This is a genomic window from Piscinibacter sp. PDB1-1, from assembly GCF_056675995.1.
The window spans coordinates 1,205,797-1,223,577 of the sequence record NZ_JBWVZJ010000001.1; the positions used below are offsets into that span (position 1 = coordinate 1,205,797).

General features: G+C 67.1%; 17 protein-coding genes. 1 reads left to right on the forward strand and 16 read right to left on the reverse strand.

Features of this window, described 5'->3' with window-relative positions; all coding sequences use genetic code 11:
• Positions 1 to 5: 5 nt before the first annotated feature.
• The 11 genes from AC1KAR_RS05500 to AC1KAR_RS05550 all read right to left on the reverse strand — a co-directional run bounded on the left by AC1KAR_RS05500 (position 6) and on the right by AC1KAR_RS05550 (position 11,208).
• Positions 6 to 1,901: a polysaccharide biosynthesis protein gene (locus tag AC1KAR_RS05500; protein WP_480315329.1), complete on the reverse strand. Its 1,896-nt coding sequence runs from the start codon at positions 1,899 to 1,901 to the stop codon at positions 6 to 8.
• On the reverse strand, positions 1,898 to 2,491 hold the full coding sequence (locus tag AC1KAR_RS05505) for a sugar transferase (protein ID WP_480315331.1): 594 nt from the start codon (positions 2,489 to 2,491) through the stop codon (positions 1,898 to 1,900). Before AC1KAR_RS05505 ends, AC1KAR_RS05500 begins: the two co-directional genes overlap by 4 nt.
• Positions 2,492 to 2,499: 8 nt before the next feature.
• Complete coding sequence (locus AC1KAR_RS05510; RefSeq protein ID WP_480315333.1) at positions 2,500 to 3,663, reverse strand: DegT/DnrJ/EryC1/StrS family aminotransferase; 1,164 nt, start codon at positions 3,661 to 3,663, stop codon at positions 2,500 to 2,502.
• 4 nt (positions 3,664 to 3,667) lie between these two features.
• Complete coding sequence (locus AC1KAR_RS05515) at positions 3,668 to 4,372, reverse strand: class I SAM-dependent methyltransferase (RefSeq protein WP_480315335.1); 705 nt, start codon at positions 4,370 to 4,372, stop codon at positions 3,668 to 3,670.
• 13 nt (positions 4,373 to 4,385) lie between these two features.
• The gene (locus AC1KAR_RS05520; RefSeq protein WP_480315337.1) at positions 4,386 to 5,408 is read right to left on the reverse strand and encodes a glycosyltransferase family 2 protein; all 1,023 of its coding nucleotides are present in this window, start codon (positions 5,406 to 5,408) and stop codon (positions 4,386 to 4,388) included.
• Positions 5,405 to 6,553 carry a glycosyltransferase family 4 protein gene (locus tag AC1KAR_RS05525; protein ID WP_480315339.1) on the reverse strand — a complete coding sequence of 383 codons (1,149 nt, stop codon included), beginning with the start codon at positions 6,551 to 6,553 and terminating at the stop codon, positions 5,405 to 5,407. The genes AC1KAR_RS05520 and AC1KAR_RS05525 overlap by 4 nt, the downstream gene beginning before the upstream one ends.
• Complete coding sequence (locus AC1KAR_RS05530; RefSeq protein ID WP_480315341.1) at positions 6,550 to 7,464, reverse strand: class I SAM-dependent methyltransferase; 915 nt, start codon at positions 7,462 to 7,464, stop codon at positions 6,550 to 6,552. The genes AC1KAR_RS05525 and AC1KAR_RS05530 overlap by 4 nt, the downstream gene beginning before the upstream one ends.
• A 26-nt stretch (positions 7,465 to 7,490) precedes the next feature.
• On the reverse strand, positions 7,491 to 8,735 hold the full coding sequence (locus AC1KAR_RS05535; RefSeq protein ID WP_480315343.1) for a lipopolysaccharide biosynthesis protein: 1,245 nt from the start codon (positions 8,733 to 8,735) through the stop codon (positions 7,491 to 7,493).
• A gap of 2 nt (positions 8,736 to 8,737) precedes the next feature.
• Positions 8,738 to 9,484 (reverse strand): TylF/MycF/NovP-related O-methyltransferase, encoded by a 747-nt coding sequence (locus AC1KAR_RS05540; protein WP_480315345.1) that lies wholly within the window; start codon positions 9,482 to 9,484, stop codon positions 8,738 to 8,740.
• Between the two features lie 82 nt (positions 9,485 to 9,566).
• Positions 9,567 to 10,661, reverse strand: coding sequence for a glycosyltransferase (locus AC1KAR_RS05545; protein ID WP_480315347.1), 1,095 nt, complete (start codon positions 10,659 to 10,661; stop codon positions 9,567 to 9,569).
• Between the two features lie 7 nt (positions 10,662 to 10,668).
• On the reverse strand, positions 10,669 to 11,208 hold the full coding sequence (locus AC1KAR_RS05550) for an acyltransferase (RefSeq protein ID WP_480315349.1): 540 nt from the start codon (positions 11,206 to 11,208) through the stop codon (positions 10,669 to 10,671).
• Between the two features lie 70 nt (positions 11,209 to 11,278).
• Here AC1KAR_RS05550 and lysS point away from each other — a divergent pair, with 70 nt between their 5' ends.
• Entirely contained in the window at positions 11,279 to 12,760 is a 1,482-nt protein-coding gene (gene lysS / locus AC1KAR_RS05555) for a lysine--tRNA ligase (RefSeq protein ID WP_480315351.1), read from the forward strand.
• 57 nt (positions 12,761 to 12,817) lie between these two features.
• Here the strand turns inward: lysS and AC1KAR_RS05560 are convergent, their stop codons facing one another.
• The 5 genes from AC1KAR_RS05560 to AC1KAR_RS05580 form a co-directional block, all read right to left on the reverse strand.
• Complete coding sequence (locus AC1KAR_RS05560; protein ID WP_480315353.1) at positions 12,818 to 13,069, reverse strand: hypothetical protein; 252 nt, start codon at positions 13,067 to 13,069, stop codon at positions 12,818 to 12,820.
• A gap of 138 nt (positions 13,070 to 13,207) precedes the next feature.
• Positions 13,208 to 14,143, reverse strand: coding sequence for a UDP-3-O-acyl-N-acetylglucosamine deacetylase (lpxC, locus tag AC1KAR_RS05565; RefSeq protein ID WP_480315355.1), 936 nt, complete (start codon positions 14,141 to 14,143; stop codon positions 13,208 to 13,210).
• Positions 14,144 to 14,328: 185 nt separating this feature from the next.
• Complete coding sequence (gene ftsZ / locus AC1KAR_RS05570) at positions 14,329 to 15,528, reverse strand: cell division protein FtsZ (protein WP_480315357.1); 1,200 nt, start codon at positions 15,526 to 15,528, stop codon at positions 14,329 to 14,331.
• A 195-nt stretch (positions 15,529 to 15,723) separates the two neighbouring features.
• Positions 15,724 to 16,953 (reverse strand): cell division protein FtsA, encoded by a 1,230-nt coding sequence (ftsA, locus tag AC1KAR_RS05575; protein ID WP_480315359.1) that lies wholly within the window; start codon positions 16,951 to 16,953, stop codon positions 15,724 to 15,726.
• A gap of 8 nt (positions 16,954 to 16,961) precedes the next feature.
• Positions 16,962 to 17,771 carry a cell division protein FtsQ/DivIB gene (locus AC1KAR_RS05580; protein WP_480315361.1) on the reverse strand — a complete coding sequence of 270 codons (810 nt, stop codon included), beginning with the start codon at positions 17,769 to 17,771 and terminating at the stop codon, positions 16,962 to 16,964.
• Between the last annotated feature and the right edge of the window lie 10 nt (positions 17,772 to 17,781).

The window sequence follows — 17,781 nt, forward strand, 5'->3', positions numbered from 1 at the left end:
CAATCTCAGTGAGCCTGGTACTCGGGCACGAAGCGTTGGAGCGTTGCTCGGCATGACTGCGGGGTGAGCGCGCCGTCCATGCCCTCTACCCAGGCCAGCAAGTCGGCCAACCACGCATCGCCGGCTGGCTCATGGATCTGTGCAATGCGAAGCCTCGGATGGGCCGACGCCAGAGTGTCGTCGGCATCCGCCAATAGCTCCTCGTAGAGCTTTTCGCCGGGCCGGAGGCCACTGAAAACGACGGGAATCTCGTCGAGCCGATGTCCCGACATGCGGATCAAGTCGCGCGCCAGATCCACGATCTTCACCGGCTCGCCCATGTCGAGCACGTAGACCTGTCCGCTCTCGGCCAATGCAGCTGCCTGCAACACCAGGCGCGACGCCTCGGGGATGGTCATGAAGTAGCGCGTGATGTCGGGGTGCGTCACCGTCACCGGCCCACCCCTGGCGATCTGCTCCTTGAACTTCGGGATCACGCTGCCGCTGGAGCCCAGCACGTTGCCGAAACGTACGACCGCGAATGTGGCGGCGTGGCCTCGCGTAGAGAGATGCGACAGCACCATCTCCGCCGCCCGCTTGCTTGCGCCCATCACATTGGTCGGGTTCACCGCCTTGTCGGTGGAGATGAGCACGAACCGCTCGGCGCCCGCTTGCGCCGCAGCGTTGGCGGCGTTCCAGGTGCCCAGCGTGTTGTTCTGCAGCGCCATCCAGGCGTTCTCGTCTTCCATCAGCGGCACGTGCTTGTAGGCGGCGGCGTGGAAGACCAGATGTGGCTTGTAGGTGTTGCACGCGTGGCCGATCTGCGCGGCGCTCTTCACGTCGCCGATCAGACGCACCAGTGGCAGGTGTGGATGCACCTCGCTGAGTTGCTGCTCGATCTGGTACAGCGCCAACTCGCTCAGCTCGAACAGAACGAGACGCGAGGGGCCATAGCGCGACACCTGGCGGCACAGCTCCGAGCCGATCGACCCGCCGGCCCCGGTCACCAGCACGGTCTTGCCGGAGATCAGATCGGCGATGCCGGGCTCGTCGAGAACCACCGGCTCGCGGCCGAGCAGATCTTCTGGTTCGATGCTGCGAACACGTTCGATGCGCGCGGAGCCGTCTTGCAACTCGCTCACCGAGGGCACGGTCAGCACGGGCAGGCGGGTCGCCGTCGCGAGGTCCACGGCCTTGCGGCGTTGCGCTGCGGAGGCGCCCGGCAGGGCCACGATCACGTGGGTGGAGCCGGCATGCACATCGGGCTGTGCCACGTCGGCCAGCGTGCCCAGCACCGGCACGCCACCGATGCGCGCGCCCTGCTTGGCGGGGTCATCATCGAGCAGCCCCATCACGATCCAGCCTTGTTGGTGGATGGTGGCGAGCAGGCGCTTCGCGGCTTCGCCTGCGCCCATAATTAGGGCGCGTCGCACCTCGGCATCACCGCCCGTGATGCGTGAGCGGCCGTGCTCGTAGACCATGCGGTAGGCCACCCGCACCACGCATACGCCGATGAGCGCGATGAAAGGGTGCAAGGCCAGCACGGCGCGAGGCACTTCGCGCAAGTGGGCCATCGAGACGATCACGGCGCAAGCCGCGCCGGCCCCCAGGCAAGCGATGGTCAGGCGCTTGACCTCGTCGAAGCCCGAGAAACGCCACATGCCGCGCGGGATGCGCCCAATCACGAAGGCAACAAGGTAAACCGCCACCACGCCCAGCATGACGAGGCCGTCGTAGTGCGGGCGCGCGCTCAGCCAGCGCTCGAAGCCAAGGCGGAAGAGATAGGTGATGTTCCAGCAGACCGCAATCACCAGGCCGTCGATCATCAGAGACAGTGGCCTGCGCCTTGGCCGCACGCGGGCGAGAAGGCGATCCAGTCGATGCCAGATGCCCGGCTGGGCGTTGACGGGTTCGGTACTCATCCGCGCCCCCAGACAATGTTCACAGTGCGCATGATGAGTTGCATGTCGAATCGCAATGAGGATTGGTCGACGTACTGGGCTGCGAGCATCAGCTTGGCGGGCATCACCACCTCGACGTACTCACGCTCGGGGTCGGCGGCACGCGCAAGGCGCTCGCCCTCGTCGCGGTACTCGAGCGAGGCAATGTCGGTGATGCCCGGGCGAACACTGAGCACCTTGTCGCGAAGCGCGGCGGGGTACATCGCCACGTAGCGTGGCACTTCGGGCCGGGGGCCGACCAGGCTCATCGCGCCTTGCAGCACGTCGATCAGCTGCGGCAGTTCGTCGAGCTTGGCGCGGCGAAGGAACGAGCCGGCGCGGGTGATGCGGGCATCTTGCTCCACGGTGATCTGCGCCCCATCGCTACCCTGAAACATGGTGCGGAACTTGTGGATGCGAAACGGCACACCGAAGCGACCCACCCTCTCCTGCCGAAAAAACACCGGCCCAGGCGAATCGAGCTTGATCCAGACCGCGATGGCCACGAGAACGGGGGACAAAAACACCAGCCCCAGCGCAGACAGCAGCAGATCGAACACGCGCTTGGCCATCAATCGCATCACGCGAGGGCGACCCGAACCGCCGCGATCACGCGCGCCACATCGGCGTCGCTCATGCGCGTGTACAGCGGCAACGTGGCCATGCGTTCGTACGCCTTCTGCGACTGCGGGAAGTCATTGGGAGAAAGCCGATAGCGCTCCCGCCAATAGGGCTGCAGGTGCAGCGGGATGTAGTGCACGCTGACGCCAATGCCAGCGGCGAACAGGCGCTCGATGAAGGTGTCGCGGTCGACCCTTGCGTCATCGGCGAGGCGCGTCACGTAGAGATGCCAGGCGTGCACATCGCCCTGTGCAGACAGTGGTGGCGTGATCAGCGGCAGATCGGCGAAGGCCGCGTTGAACTGCGCCGCGATCTCTTCGCGCCGCTTCTGAAACGCTCCCAGCCGCTTGAGCTGATGCAGGCCAAGTGCGGCCGCGATGTCGGTCAGGTTGTACTTGAAGCCCGGCGCCACGATCTCGTAGTACCAGCTCGGCACCTTGGCGGTGAAGCGGTCGAAGGCGTCGCGGCTCATGCCGTGCAGGCGCATCACCTTCATCCGCTTGGCGAGTTCGGCATCGCGCGTCACGACCATGCCGCCTTCGCCGGTGGTGATGGTCTTGTTGGCGTAGAAACTGAAGACCGTCGCGTCGGATTCCAGCGTGCCGACGAGCCGGCCACCGCAGGTGGTGGGCAGGGCGTGGGCGGCGTCTTCGATCACCTTCAGGCCGTGCTTCTTCGCCAGCGGCAACAAGCGCTGCATGTCTGCCGCACGCCCGCCGAAGTGCACCGGCATGACGGCCTTGGTGCGAGGCGTGATCGCCGCCTCGACGGCGTCGATGTCAATGCACAGCGTGGCCGCGTCCACATCCACCAGCACCACGTCGGCGCCCAGGTAGCGCACGACCTCGGCGGTGGCCGTGAAGGTGTGGGTGGTGGTGATGACCTCGTCGCCCGGGCCAATGCCGCTGGCTTCGAGCGCCAGGTGCAGGCCAGCGGTGGCGGAGTTGACGGCGAGCGATTGCAAGCTCGCATCACCCAGGAAAGCGGTGAAGTCGTCTTCGAAGCGCTTGGTCTTGGGGCCGGTGGTCACCCAGCCGGAGCGCAGGGTATCGACCACCTCGGCGATCTCTTCTTCGCCGATGTCGGGCAGCGCAAAGGGCAGAAAGGGGAGCTTGTCGGTCATGGGCTCAGCGCTTGGCGATCCAGCACAGCAGGTGCGTCCGCAGAAGCGGCACGGTGTTGAAGACAGTGTAGAGCGCCGGGTGCAGGCGGCACACCCTGCGCGAGATGGGCGGCGCGAGGGTGATGCGCTGGGCTTGCACTTGGCCTTGGGGGAACAACTCGCGAACTCGCGCAAGCGGCACGCCACGCACGTCGGGGTTTTGCGGGTTGTCGTAGGTGAAGTCGTACCAGAGCACGCCACCGCCGGGCTTGACGGCGGACCACATGGCCTGCGCCAAGTGGCGCTGGAAGCCGTCATCGAGCAGCGACGAGAACACGGTCGACTGCATCACGATCTCCGCGCTGGCGGATGGCGGCGCGAGTTGCAGTGCATCGCCGAGTTGCAGGCGCACCGAGTCGGGCAAGCGCGCGCGCGCCTGGGCGTGCCGCTCGGGAAGCAACTCAACGCCCGAGAGGTGTTCGGGCGCGAACCCCATCTGCAGCAACTCCAGCAGGTTGCCACCGCTGCCACTGCCGACCTCGTGCAAGGTGATGAGCGACAGGTCGTCACGACCGAGCCGCGTGAACAGCCGAAGCAACGCGCGCTGGCGCTCCTGCCACGCCATCAACGCGCTCGGGTTGAGAAGGCTGTAGCGCGCATCGCCTTGCTCGCGGCGAGCATAGCGTTCGCGCACCAGGCCGGCTTCTCGGGATTCGTCGGACGAACTCATCGCGCGCCCTTCTCTATCGCGTCAACTGGCCGTAGCGCGCGCGTCCGCTGGCTCCGCGCAAGGCATCCCACCAGCCGATGATCGAGCCGATGCCGTAGCCGAGGTGGTAGGCCGCGATCACCGCCGGGATGCGAGCCCGCACGGCGGCCTGCTGGCCCGCACCTGCGCTCGTCGACATCGCGAGCACGGCCAGCGCGTAGACAGAAACCAGCCCCATCAAAGGCCGGGCCGACAGCGGCACGAGCAGCAGCGCCCCAAGCAGCCCCAGCACGAACACGCTCGGCACCAGGTGGCGAAGCGAGGCCGGCTGGCCATGCTTCCTCATCACATAGGGCTTCCAGTAGCCGTATTGCTGGTACTGGCGAAACACTTGGGACAGGCTGGCGCGCGGCCGGTAGGTGCTGCGGATGCGCGAGGACTGCCACACGCGCCCTCCCCCTTTGACGATGCGCAGGTTGTGCTCGTCGTCCTGGTTGCGCACGAGTTGCTCGTCGAAGCCGCCGAAGCGCTCGAAGGTCTGGCGCGGCCAGCTTCCGAGGTACACGGTGTCGGCCGGGCCGTTGTAGTCGAGCTGGCGCGACAAGGCCCCCCCCGCCACCCAGCGTGACTGGAAGGCTGCCGCCACCGCGTGCTGCATCGGCCCGGCGCCCGCATCGGGCTCGGCCCGCCACGGGCCGCCCACGTTGTCGGCACCGGTCTCGGCTTGCACGGCCAGGCACTGGGCGATGTAGTCGTCGGCGTATTCGGTGTGGACATCCATGCGCACGATGGCTTCGCCGCTTGCCTGTGTCAGTGCGGCATTGAGACCAGTCGAGACGATGCGCGCGGGGTTGTCGATCCAGGTCACGCGTGGGTCGGCTTCGGCGATGCGGGCCAACAACTCGCGCGTGCCGTCATCGCTTTGCCCATCGGCTATCACCAGCTGCAGCTGCCACTCGGGCGGCAGCTGCTGGCGCATCACGCTTGCGCAAAAGCCTTCGATGTAGCGCCGCTCGTTGCGGCAGGGCACGATCACCGACACCTGCCTGACGTTCATGGGGCCGCCACCCCGTAAGCGTTGGCCACCGCAACGTCGCGCACCAGCGCAGCCCAGCCTTGCTCGTGCTGCTGTGGGCTGAACAGCTCGCGGCTGCGGGCGATGGCTGCGGGGCCCATCTGCGCACGCAGCGCAGGTGAGGCCAGCAGCTCGATGATCGCGGCCGCCAGCGCGCTCACGTCGCCCGCGGGCACGAGCCGGCCGGTTTGGGGGGTGAGGATTTCGCTCGGCCCGGTGGGGCAATCGAAGGCCACCGCAGGCACGCCCAGTGCCTGCGCTTCGAGCAGCGCGATCGGCATGCCCTCGTAGCGCGACGAGAGCACGAACACCGCGGCCTCGCGGTAGTGGCGCTCGATGTCGGCGGTGGGCTCCAGCCACTCGACCCGGCCAGCCACGCCTAGCGACTGCGCCGCGCGCTCGTGTTCGGCGCGCAAGGGCCCGTCGCCCACGATGCGCAGGCGCACCAGGGGCACGCGCGCCGCCACGAGCACCCAGGCTCTCAGAAGCAGATCGATCCCCTTTTGCGCCACATGCCGGCCCACAGCCAGCACGATGGCGTTGTCGGGCAACGCCGGCACATCGGCACGCAACGAGGCCGCGTTGTAGATCACCCGGGTGCGCGGGTTGAGGGCGCGAAAGCGCGGTGCATCGGTCTCGGTCAAGCTGACGACGGCGCCCACCTGGGGGTAAAGCCACTGGCGCAAGCGCTGCCACAGTCGCGAGCGGGCGCTGAAGTGGTTGTGGTCGCAGCAGATGCTGCGCGCAGCGTAGCGGCGGTCGAGCGCCAGCACCGAGCAGGCGGTGGTCAGTCCATTGAGCACCACCACGTCGGGCTGGTGGGTGCGGATCAGACGGCCCAGCGACCGACCGATGCGCCACTGCGCGCGAAGCATGCGCCAGGAGCGGCCGAGCGTGGATGCGGCCTTGCCGGTGTCGGCAAACAAGCGCCCTTCCTCGCCGGTCAGCACACGCACGCTTGAGTCGAGCGGGTAGCGCACGTTGGCGCGGCGTGTGGAGACGCTGCCCACGGCCACCTCCATGCCCTCGCGCGACAGGTGGTTGGCCATGGCGCAGACAAAGCGCTCCACGCCGCCCGCGATGTCGAGGCGGTCGCACAGCAGCAACACGCGGATGGGCCGGTTCATCCTGGCTTGCGGATCAACGCGTGCACATCGACACGCTGGTAATCGGGCGCCGGCAGGCTGAGCCCGCTGCGCTGCACGGCGCGCAGGCGCTCGCGGCCGGCGCGCAGCGCGTCGATCCAGCCCCATTGCGCGAAGCGGTGCACCCACGATTGCCGGGCGCTCGGCGCCACCGGGGCGTTGGCCGCTGAGGGCCCGCTCAGCCACTCGGCCTGCGCGTAATCAGACTGCTGCGGCGCGGGCAGCGGGCCCACTTCGCGCAGCTTGCGCGCCACCACCAGCATGTAGACCTCGTGGCTGTTGCACAGGTTGACGCGGCGCTTCACGTCCATCGGGTTGGCCACCCGCCACCAGTGCAGGCGATCGCCCTTCATCGCGAAGTAGAGCCCGCGCATCTCGAAGCCGTTCTTCTCTTGATAGAGGTTGAAGAAGAGCTCGGGCGAGAACTGGTAGAAGCCGTGGCCCGACAGGTTGTTGGCCGGCAGCGAATGCAGGATGTGCCCGCCCACGCGGCACAGGTCGACGCAGTTGCGCCAGGCCACGGGGAAGTTGAAGACGTGCTCCAGACAACCGAAATCGAGCACCGCGTCGAAGGCGCCTCGCTGTTCGCTGGCCTCGGGCCAAGGCAGGTTCATGTCATGGATGTGCGTGGCCTGCTCGTACGACGAAGCATCGACGGACTCCGCCTCACGTGCGACCAGCCACTGCTGCATCAGCGGCTCGAAGTAGCGCGGCGCACCGGCCGCACGTGCCGGCTCATTCAAGGTCGGCAGGCCGCGCAGGCGGCGATGGTCTTCGAGCTCGAAGGGCTCGATGAACAGCGCCTGCCGGCCGATCGCCAGCGTGCGCCCGAAGCTCACGCCCAGGTCTTGCGCGTGGGCGAGCAGGTTGAGGTTGTGGATGTCGATACCCAAGGGGCTTGCTCTCGTCTTGTTAGTCTTCAGCGCCGCGCGCGTTCGGTGAACCAGGCACCACCGAGCGCCACAGCGATCACCAGCAGCTCCACACCGATCGCCACCCAGGCCAGGCCGGTGGCACCTGCCGCCCCACCCCACGTGGCCGCACCGATCACGCCGGCGACGCCGCCCACCACCACGCAGGCCCTGTAGGCACGGTCGTAGCGTGTGCTGCCGAGCATCCAGTAGCCGATGAATTTCCAGCCCAGCAACAGCGGCAGCATGAGGCCGAGGATGGCCATGGTGGCACGCAGATGGGCCAGGTCCAGCCCTCCCGCGCCGCCCCCCCGCAATACCAGTGGTTCGATCCACGGCCAGCAAAGGTACCCGGCCGCGAGCAACAGCCCGCCTGCCAGCACGCCACCCAGCCCCCAGCCAGCGGCATAGCGCAGCGCCGATCTCGCACCGCGCTGGAAAGCACCGACGATGCGCGGGTACACCACGGCGAACACCGGCTCGGCGGCGTTGAGCACCGCGCGCACGAGGCGATCGGCCATGAAGTACGTGCCCAACTCCGCCTTGCCCATTTGCAGCGAAGCCGCGGCCGGCAAGGCGTACGAGTACGCCGCGCCAGCGATGGAGACCGGCATCATCGTCCAGCCCAGTCGCAGGCCGGCGCTTAGCTCCGCCCGCGTCCACAGCGGCTGCGGGCCGAGGTCGCGGCGCAGCCAGTGCCAGCCCAGCAGCGCGAGCGCGGCAGAAGCCAGCACCTGCAGCAGCAGGTAAGCCTGCACGCTGTGCGCGAAGGCCCAGCACGCGCAGATCAGCAAGGCATACACGACGAACTCGATGCGTGCCCAGCGGTTGAGTTGCTGCGTGGCCTGCAGGTACCAGGTGGCGGGCCAGCCTAGCGCGCAGGACAAGGCGGCGATCGCCAGCGTGTCGGCCCGGGCGTGGCCAGGCTGCCCAGCAAGCGCCACCGCCACGCCTGCGAGCAGCACTGCGGGCACGCAGAGCACGCAACGTGCCGTGAACACCTGTTGGGCGATCTGGCGTCGACGCGGCGCGTCTGCGTTCACGGCCAGGCGCGTGGCGGCGGCGAGGAAACCGCCTTCGACAACCATCGACAGCAGGCTGGCCCACACCAGCACGAAGCTCAGGCGGCCGAACTCGTCGGCACCGACGCGCGTGGCCATCAGAGGCAACACCAGCAACGGCATCAGCAACCGCACCGCCGCGGCGGCGTACACCGCAGGCAAGGTGTGCAGCAGCCGGGGAGCGGCCGTCATGCTCAATGCTTGACCATCAGGCGCGCGGTGTAGTCCACGCGGTGCAGGAAGACCGGCTCGACGCTGCCGGCAAAGTACTCGTCCACCGCCTGGCGCGCGCCCTGCCAGTGGCCGTAGTCGTCGATGATCATCACGCCGTGGCGCGAGAGCAGCGGGTAGAGGTGCTGCAACTCATGGCGCGTGGATTCGTACCAGTCGGTGTCGAGCCGCAGCAATGCAACACGCTCGGGCAGTGTGGCGGGGAGGGTGTCTTCCACCTTGCCCTGCACGTAGTGGATGCGCTCGGCGGGGTAGCCGGTCGAAGCGAGATTGGCCTTCACGTCATCCAGGCCGGCCACCGCCCACACGTTGGCGTCGCGGGTCGTTCGAGCGAGCTGCTCCTGAGCCGAGACGCCGTCGACGCTCTTGTCTTCGTCGGTGGGCTCGCTCATGCCCTGGAAGGTGTCGTACAGATAGAGGTGGCGCGAGGTATCACCGCGCGCCATCAGCGCGAGCGCGATGGCCATCATGCTGCCGCCGCGCCACACGCCGCACTCGACGATGTCGCCCGCGATGCCGTGCTTCACGATGTGGTCGACGGCACCCAGCAGGCTGGCGCGGCGCTCCAGGCCGGTCATCGTGAAGGGAGCGACACGCGCGACGATCTCGCGGTCGTCGGTCGACAGGTCGGTCAGGGCGGCGTCGTGGTCGGCCGTGCGGCTGAGTTCCAGGCCGGCGCTGGCCAAGGCGGCCTTGATGATCTTTTTCATGCCCGATGTGATGGAGAAGCCGCCCCGCGCGCGCAGGGCCAGCCGGTCGGCGATTGTCGCACCCAGACTCTGGGCCGCGCCCCTACGGAGGGCGATCGGCCGCGCCTGATTCGGCCAGCAGACGATCCCAGCGCAAGGCAGCCTGGGCACGGTTGAGGGCTTCGGTAACGGCCTCGTGGTGAGTCTGCAAATAGTCAAGGCAGGCAAGGACCGATGTGGCGCTGCGGTCGCGCAGCAGCAAGCCCTGCAGACCGTGGCGGCGCATGAAGGCTCCCAGGTCGCCCACGTCGCTGCAGATGAAGTAGCGCCCGTGATTGAGCAGCGAGTACAGCGCGCCCGATTGCGACGCGTTCTGGTACGGCAGCAAAAACACAGCGTCTCGTGCGAGCAGCTCAAGCAAATCGCTCTGGCTCAGGTAGCCGTCGTGAATGGCGACCCCCAGACCGCTCAGCTCCTGCTTCAGATCGCGCAGTTTCGGTGCCCACGCGCCGTAGATGGCGAGCGTCAAGCCACGTTGGCGGACATCTTCGTCGCGCGCCAGGTCGCCGAACAGCTCCACACCTTTGTAGCCTTGCACGCGGCCCCAGAACACGAGCGATCGCGGCGCTGCACCGCCCCCACGGTAGGGCACGACACCCGCCTGCGGCGTGACAGGCGCGAGGCCATGCGGCAGCACGCTCGACTTGCCGCGAAACACATCGCCGTAGCGCCGCATGAAATCGTCGCGGGTGGATGCACTCACGAACACCAGCCCACGCGCACGCTGCGCCAGCCGCCGTGTCGGGGCATGCTGCGTCTGCTCGAACCCATGCGGCACCGCGTTGTGGACCGTGAATACGAACTTGCGGCGCAGCAGCAGGCCGAATACCAGCCATTCCGCCGGCCAGAAGCCGCTGAACTGCAGGTTGACGACCGCATAGCGCCGAGAGCGCCACAGCAGCGTAGCCAGCAGCTTCAGGTAAGCCCAGGCGCCCCGCGCACGCGACGCCACGCTGCTTGAGATCGCTCGGTCGGTCACGCCCACGCCGGGCAGCTCGCGCATGGCGTCGAGGAACTCGGCGTTGTAGCGCGTGCTCGATCCGTAGAAATCGGCGCGCCCCGCGAGCGCCTTGACCAACTGGTAGTCGTAGGGCAGAACGAAGGAGCCCGGGTCGACGATGGCGATGCGGTCGTTCAAGCGGGGCTCAATGCGCAAACCAGAATCGGCGCTTCAGCGTGTAGGCCGGCACGCAGCCACGCTCGCCGATATCCACGGCCGGGTTGCCGCCCACCATGCGCCCGGGCGGCACGCTTTTCGTGACCACCGCGCCGGCCATCACCACCGCAGCTTGGCCGATGTGCACGCCGGGCATCACCATGGCTCCGGCGAACACCACGGCATGGTCATCGATGCGGATCGGCGCCGCCTTGGTGGCGAAGGTGGGGTCGTGTGGGTCGTGCCCCATCGTGTAAAGCCTGGCATCGTGCGCGATCGAGACATTGCGCCCGATGGTGATGCCGCCGCGGTTGTCGAGGTACACGCCGCGGTTGACAAGCGAGCCCTCGCCTACAGCCAGTCGGCCTACGTGGAAGAAGCGGATGCCGCCCTGCAGCGTGGCGCTGCGATCGATCTGGAAACCGCAGGCCCGGTAGAGCAGCGGCCGCATGAAGAACGGCAGCCAGCCATGCACGGCGTTGATCAGCGCGAGCGCAATGAAATACAGCTGATCCAGGGCATGCCTCATGGGTCCAGGATTCTAGGGCGGACACCTACAATCGCCGGTTCCGCTCAACCGCTACAAGCCCTGCCCTGCCATGGAACATGACGACAACCAGCTCATCGCCGAACGCCGTGAAAAGCTCGCCGCGATCCGCAAACAGGGCGTGGCCTTCCCGAACGACTTCAAACCCAAGGATCACGCGGTCGAACTGACCCGCAAGTACGGCGCGCTCGACAACGAGGCGCTGGAGCCGCAGGGCGTGCAGGTGAGCGTGGCCGGCCGGCTGATGCTCAAGCGCGTGATGGGCAAGGCGAGCTTCGGCACGCTGCAAGACAGCACGGGCCGGATCCAGCTGTTCGTCACCAAGGACGCGCTGGGCGAAGAGGTCTACAACGCCTTCAAGCACTGGGACCTGGGCGACATCCTGGGCGCCGTCGGCACGCTCTTCAAGACCAAGACCGGCGAGCTCTCGGTGCGCGTGACCACGCTGCGCCTGCTCACCAAGAGCCTGCGCCCGCTGCCGGACAAGTTCCACGGCATGACCGACCAAGAGCAGAAATACCGCCAGCGCTACGTCGATCTGATCACCGACGACGACGCTCGCGTGCGCTTTGCCGCGCGCAGCAAGGCCATCAGCTCGATCCGACAGTTCATGGTGGAGCACCACTTCCTCGAAGTGGAGACGCCCATGCTCCACCCCATCCCGGGTGGCGCCAACGCCAAGCCTTTCGTCACGCACCACAACGCGCTCGGCCAGGACATGTTCTTGCGCATCGCGCCCGAGCTGTACCTCAAGCGCCTGGTGGTGGGCGGGTTCGAGCGGGTGTTCGAGGTCAACCGCAACTTCCGCAACGAAGGCATCAGCGTCCGGCACAACCCGGAGTTCACGATGATGGAGTTCTACGCGGCCTACTGGAACCACCACGACCTGATGGACTTCACCGAGCAGGTGCTGCGCCACGCCGCGCGCTGCGCCACCGGATCGGCCGTCCTCACCTACGCCGGCAAGGAGGTCAACCTCGACAAGCCGTTCGCGCGCCTGACCGTGCGCGACTCCCTGGTCGCGCACGCGGGCCTGAGCGTTGCCGAGGCTGAAGACACCGAGGTGATCCGCGCACGGCTCAAGGCGCTGGGCGAGGAAGCCCCGGCGCACTGGAAGCTGCCCGAGCTGCAGTTCGGCCTGTTCGAGGCCGCGGTGGAAGAGAAGCTCTGGGACCCGACCTACATCATCGACTACCCGGTCGAAGTCTCGCCGCTGGCTCGCGCCTCCGATACCAACCCGGCGATCACCGAGCGCTTCGAGCTCTTCATCACGGGCCGCGAGTACGCCAACGGCTTCTCGGAATTGAACGACGCCGAAGACCAGGCCGCCCGCTTCCACGCCCAGGCGGCGAACAAGGAGGCTGGCGATGAGGAGGCGATGTTCTACGACGCCGACTTCATCCGCGCGCTGGAGTACGGCATGCCGCCCGCTGGCGGCTGCGGCATCGGGATCGACCGCCTGATGATGCTGCTGACCGACAGCCCGAGCATCCGCGACGTGATCCTGTTCCCGTCGCTACGCAAAGAGAGTTGACGCCCCGGCTCGCGCACGCCGTTCATCGGCGTGCACGCTGACCGCGCTTGAATGCGGTCAGCTCGCCTCTTCCAGCTCCTCGATCACCTCGGTCACCGGCTTCTCGGTGCCACCGAGCACGCCGAACACGTGCCCGTAGATCTGCACGTTGATGTAGAGCAGCAGGAACACCATCGAGATGCGGAACACCTTGACGCCCAGGCGGCGCCAATCAGAGTTGTCGAGTGCGATGAAGAGGCCCCAGCACACGCCGCTGCCGAGTAGCAGGGCGATGGCCAGGCCGAGCATAATCCACGTGAAGATGAGCATGCGAAGGGGGTTCGGGCAGGTTCGGGCAAACGAGCAAACGAGCGAAAGAGCAAACGGGCGAACGTTAACACTGCCCGCGAGCGGCAGGCATCGGGCATGCGCCCGATGGAAAAGAAGTGCTTACTATTGTGGCCCGGGTTACCAGGCCGGAGCCAACTCGGCCAACCCGGCCGGGGCCTTGCGTTCGTCGTCGAAGGTGACGATGTCGTAGGCGCTCTCGTCGGCCAGCAAGGCACGCAGGAGCTTGTTGTTCAGCGCGTGGCCGGACTTGAACCCCACGTAACCGGCGATCAGCGGGTGGCCGAGCACATGCATGTCGCCGATGGCGTCGAGGATCTTGTGCTTCACGAACTCGTCGTCGTAGCGCAGGCCGTCGTGGTTGAGCACGCGGTAGTCGTCGACCACGATCACGTTGTCCATGCTGCCACCGAGGCCCAGGCCGCGCGAACGCATCATCTCCACGTCTTTCGTGAAGCCGAAGGTGCGGGCGCGCGCAATGTCGCGTTTGTACTGGCCCGATCCCATGTCGAAGCTGAACTGCTGCCCGGTCTGATTGACGGCCGGGTGGTTGAAGTCGATCTCGAAGGTGAGCTTGTAGCCATCGAAGGGCTCCAGGCGCGCCCACTTCAGCGTGTTGCCCTCGCCCTCTCGCACCTCCACCGCCCTCTTGATGCGCACGAAGCGCTTGGGGGCCTTCTGCACTTCGATCCCTGCACTCTGCAGCAGATACACGAACGATGCCGCCGAGCCGTCGAGGATCGGCACCTCTTCGTTCGTGATGTCGATGGTCAGGTTGTCCAGGCCCAAGCCAGCGCAGGCCGACAGCAGGTGCTCGATGGTGTTGACCTTGGGCGCACCCGGGTCGCCCTGCGGCGAGATGGTCGTGGCCATGCGCGTGTCGCACACCGCCAGCGGGTTCACCGGGATATCGACCGGCACCGGCAGGTCGACCCGACGGAAGGTGATCCCGCTGTCGGCCGCAGCGGGCCGCAGGGTCAACTCGACCCGCTGGCCGCCGTGCACGCCCACGCCCACCGCGCGGGTGATCGACTTCAAGGTGCGTTGAGCAAGCATGGCCGCCATTTTAGGAGCCACGGGTTTCCCCGTGATTTGCGATTACCTACTGCCGCCATAGCGGCCGACTGACCGCCCGGGCGGCGCAGCGAGCGGGGCGAGGTGCGCCTGCAGGAGCGCAGCCGTACAGGCGTACGGCGAGCACCTCCAGGCGCAGATCGGCCCGCGCAGCCGCTGCGCGGGGGTCAGTCTGCTTGCTTGCGAAGGAACGCCGGGATCTCGATCTCGTCCATCCCGTTCGACGCCAGCGCATCCACCTTCGCTGCCGCCGTGCGGCCATTGCGCCACACGCTCGGCACCGTCATCTGGGTGTAGTCGTGGCCGGACGGGCCCGAGTGCACCGGTTGCGTCAGCACCGGGATGTTGTCGGTGCCCGTGCGTTGCGCCACGGCGCTGTGCACCACGGTCATCGGGGCCTGTTGCTGGCGCTTGGCCGGCGACAGGCCGGTGGCGATCACCGTCACGCGCAGTTGGTCGCCCAGGCTTTCGTCGTAGGCGGTGCCGTAGATCACGTGCGCATCGTCGGCGGCGTAACGGCGGATGGTGTTCATCGCGTTGCGGCTCTCGCTCAGCTTGAAGGTGCTGCGCCCGGCGGCAATCAGCACCAGCACGCCACGCGCGCCGGAGAGGTCGATGCCTTCGAGCAGCGGGCAGGCCACGGCCGACTCGGCGGCCTTGGTGGCGCGGTCCGGGCCGGTGGCGATGGCGGTGCCCATCATGGCCTTGCCGGGCTCGCTCATCACGGTCTTGACGTCTTCAAAGTCGACGTTCACAAGTCCAGGCACGTGGATGATGTCGCTGATGCCGCCCACGGCGTTCTTCAGCACGTCATTCGCGTGCGCGAAGGCCTGGTCCTGCGTCACGTCGTCGCCCAGCACGTCGAGCAGCTTGTCGTTCAGGATCACGATCAGCGAGTCGACGTTCGCTTCGAGTTCGGCCACGCCGGCGTCTGCGGCCTTCATGCGGCGGCCGCCTTCGAAGTCGAAGGGCTTGGTCACCACGCCCACGGTCAGGATGCCCATCTCCTTGGCCACGCGCGCGATCACCGGTGCAGCGCCGGTGCCGGTGCCGCCGCCCATGCCGGCGGTGATGAAGAGCATGTTCGAGCCCTTGATCGATTCGCGGATGCGGTCGACCGCTTCTTCAGCGGCAGCGCGGCCGGCTTCCGGCTTGGCGCCAGCGCCCAGTCCGGTGCAGCCGAGCTGGATCAGGTGGTGCGCACTCGAGCGGTTGAGCGCCTGGGCGTCGGTGTTGGCGCAGACGAATTCCACGCCTTGAACGCCTTGCGAAATCATGTGATCGACGGCATTGCCGCCGCCACCGCCCACGCCGATCACCTTGATCTGGGTGCCGAGGTCGAACTCTTCGATCATTTCGATTGCCATGTTGAACTCCAATCTTTTGCAGTTGCCGTGAGTGTTGAAAGATTCGTCTTTTCTTGATGTGCCGCAGTGCTTGCGCCCTCTCGTGGGCCTGCGGTCTGAGGTGGCCAGGCGCCCGGTGGGCCGTGGCCCAGGTGGCCCGCCCGTTGGAGACGATCGTTGATCTGTGGTTGGCGATTCATGTGAGCTCCCTGTGTTCTAGAAGTTGCCGAGGAACCAGTCCTTGGCTCGCCCGAACAGTGTTTTGACCGACCCTGCCTGCTGAGCGGCCTTGATGCCGCGGGCGCGTCCGAGGCGCGCCTCTTCGAGCAAGCCCATCACCGTGGCCGAGCGCGGGCTCGCCACCATGTCGTGCAGTGAGCCGTGGTACGTGGGGATGCCCTTGCGCACCGGCTTCAGAAAGATGTCTTCGCCGAGTTCGACCATGCCCGGCATCACCGCCGCGCCGCCCGTGAGCACGATGCCGCTGGACAGCAGCTCTTCGTAGCCGCTGTCGCGGATCACCTGGTGCACGAGAGAAAAGATCTCTTCCACGCGCGGCTCGATCACGCCGGCCAGCGCCTGGCGGCTCAGCATGCGCGGCGAGCGGTCGCCCAGGCCTGGCACCTCGAGCTGCTCGCTCGGGTCGGCCAGCAGTTGCTTGGCAACCCCATATTCGACCTTGATCTCTTCGGCGTCCTTGGTGGGCGTGCGCAGCGCCATCGCGATGTCGCTCGTGATCAGGTCGCCCGCAATCGGGATCACCGCGGTGTGGCGGATCGCGCCGTCGGTGAAGATGGCCACGTCGGTCGTGCCAGCACCGATGTCGACGAGCGCCACGCCCAGGTCCTTCTCGTCGTCGGTGAGCACGGCATGGCTGCTCGCGCTCGGGTTGAGCACGAGCTGATCCACTTCCAGCCCGCAACGGCGCACGCACTTCACGATGTTCTCGGCCGCGCTCTGCGCGCCGGTCACGATGTGCACCTTCACCTCGAGCCGCCCGCCGCTCATGCCGATGGGCTCCTTGACCTCGTGACCGTCGATCACGAACTCTTGCGGCTCGACCAGCAGCAGCCGCTGGTCGTTGGGGATGTTGATCGCCTTGGCGGTCTCGACCACGCGGGTCACGTCGACCGGCGTGACTTCCTTGTCGCGCACGATCACCATGCCGGTGCTGTTCTGCCCGCGGATGTGGCTGCCGGTGATGCCGGTGTAGACGCGGGTGATCTTGCAGTCGGCCATCATCTCGGCCTCTTTCAGCGCCTGCTGGATGCTCTGCACCGTGGCGTCGATGTTCACCACCACGCCGCGCTTCAGGCCATGTGCCGACGCGATGCCCAGCCCGGCGACACGCAGCTCGCCATCGGGCAGCACCTCGGCCACCACCGCCATGACCTTCGCGGTGCCGATGTCCAGGCCAACCACCAGATCCTTGTATTCCTTGGCCATCTCTTTCCTCAGTTCTTCTTGCCGGGTGTCACCGGCAGCGCTGTCGTGATGCCTTTGAGGCGCACCGCGTATCCCTCGTTGTGCCGCAGGTCGGCGTAGACCAGGGGGCGTTGGTAACGCTCGATCACCTGCGTCACCGTGCTCACGAACCGCTGGCTGCGCGCCACCATCTCGTCTTCATTGCCGCGGCCGAGTTCGATCTCGGCGCCACTGTCGAACTCGGCATGCCAGGACCCTCGCCCGCTCATGCTCAGGGTGTCGATGTTCATGTCCAAGGTCTTGAAGACCGGCGCGAGCTTCTGGTACATGGCCAGCACCTCGGCCGCACTGCCGTCGGGCCCCTGCAGCGTGGGCAGGTCTTCGTCTTCGACATCGCCGAGGTTGGCCTGGAAGACCTCGCCCTGCTGGTTGACGAGTTGGTCGTCGCCGTCCTTCATCAGCCACAGCGCAGCCGGGCGATGCTCTTCGAGTTGCACGTCCAGGCGGTTCGGCCACACGCGCCGCACGACCGCATGGCGCACCCAGGGCACGCCCTCGAACGCGCGTTGGGCACGGCCGAGGTCGATCGTGAAGTAGTTGCCGGCGAGTTGCGGCATCGCATTCGCGCGGATGGTCGAGACGCTGTTGCGTGCCACCTCGCCCTCCACCTTGACCGCGCGGATGTTGAACACCGGCTGGCGCATCAGCCACATCAGCGCGAGCGCCACCATCAGCAGCGCGCCGACCACGTACAGCATCGACGCCGTCACATTGAGCAGGCGCACCTCGGCCGGCAAGGCGTTGGCCAGTGGGTCGCGGAGGGCAGCCTGGGCGCGCATGGTGGGTCCG

Coding starts and splice junctions, on each gene's coding strand:
- AC1KAR_RS05500 (WP_480315329.1), bottom strand. CDS start 1,901: ATGAGTACCGAACCCGTCAACGCCCAGCCGGGCATCTGGCATCGACTG.
- AC1KAR_RS05505 (WP_480315331.1), bottom strand. CDS start 2,491: ATGGCCAAGCGCGTGTTCGATCTGCTGCTGTCTGCGCTGGGGCTGGTG.
- AC1KAR_RS05510 (WP_480315333.1), bottom strand. CDS start 3,663: ATGACCGACAAGCTCCCCTTTCTGCCCTTTGCGCTGCCCGACATCGGC.
- AC1KAR_RS05515 (WP_480315335.1), bottom strand. CDS start 4,372: ATGAGTTCGTCCGACGAATCCCGAGAAGCCGGCCTGGTGCGCGAACGC.
- AC1KAR_RS05520 (WP_480315337.1), bottom strand. CDS start 5,408: ATGAACGTCAGGCAGGTGTCGGTGATCGTGCCCTGCCGCAACGAGCGG.
- AC1KAR_RS05525 (WP_480315339.1), bottom strand. CDS start 6,553: ATGAACCGGCCCATCCGCGTGTTGCTGCTGTGCGACCGCCTCGACATC.
- AC1KAR_RS05535 (WP_480315343.1), bottom strand. CDS start 8,735: ATGACGGCCGCTCCCCGGCTGCTGCACACCTTGCCTGCGGTGTACGCC.
- AC1KAR_RS05540 (WP_480315345.1), bottom strand. CDS start 9,484: ATGAAAAAGATCATCAAGGCCGCCTTGGCCAGCGCCGGCCTGGAACTC.
- AC1KAR_RS05550 (WP_480315349.1), bottom strand. CDS start 11,208: ATGAGGCATGCCCTGGATCAGCTGTATTTCATTGCGCTCGCGCTGATC.
- lysS (WP_480315351.1), top strand. CDS start 11,279: ATGGAACATGACGACAACCAGCTCATCGCCGAACGCCGTGAAAAGCTC.
- AC1KAR_RS05560 (WP_480315353.1), bottom strand. CDS start 13,069: ATGCTCATCTTCACGTGGATTATGCTCGGCCTGGCCATCGCCCTGCTA.
- lpxC (WP_480315355.1), bottom strand. CDS start 14,143: ATGCTTGCTCAACGCACCTTGAAGTCGATCACCCGCGCGGTGGGCGTG.
- ftsZ (WP_480315357.1), bottom strand. CDS start 15,528: ATGGCAATCGAAATGATCGAAGAGTTCGACCTCGGCACCCAGATCAAG.
- ftsA (WP_480315359.1), bottom strand. CDS start 16,953: ATGGCCAAGGAATACAAGGATCTGGTGGTTGGCCTGGACATCGGCACC.
- AC1KAR_RS05580 (WP_480315361.1), bottom strand. CDS start 17,771: ATGCGCGCCCAGGCTGCCCTCCGCGACCCACTGGCCAACGCCTTGCCG.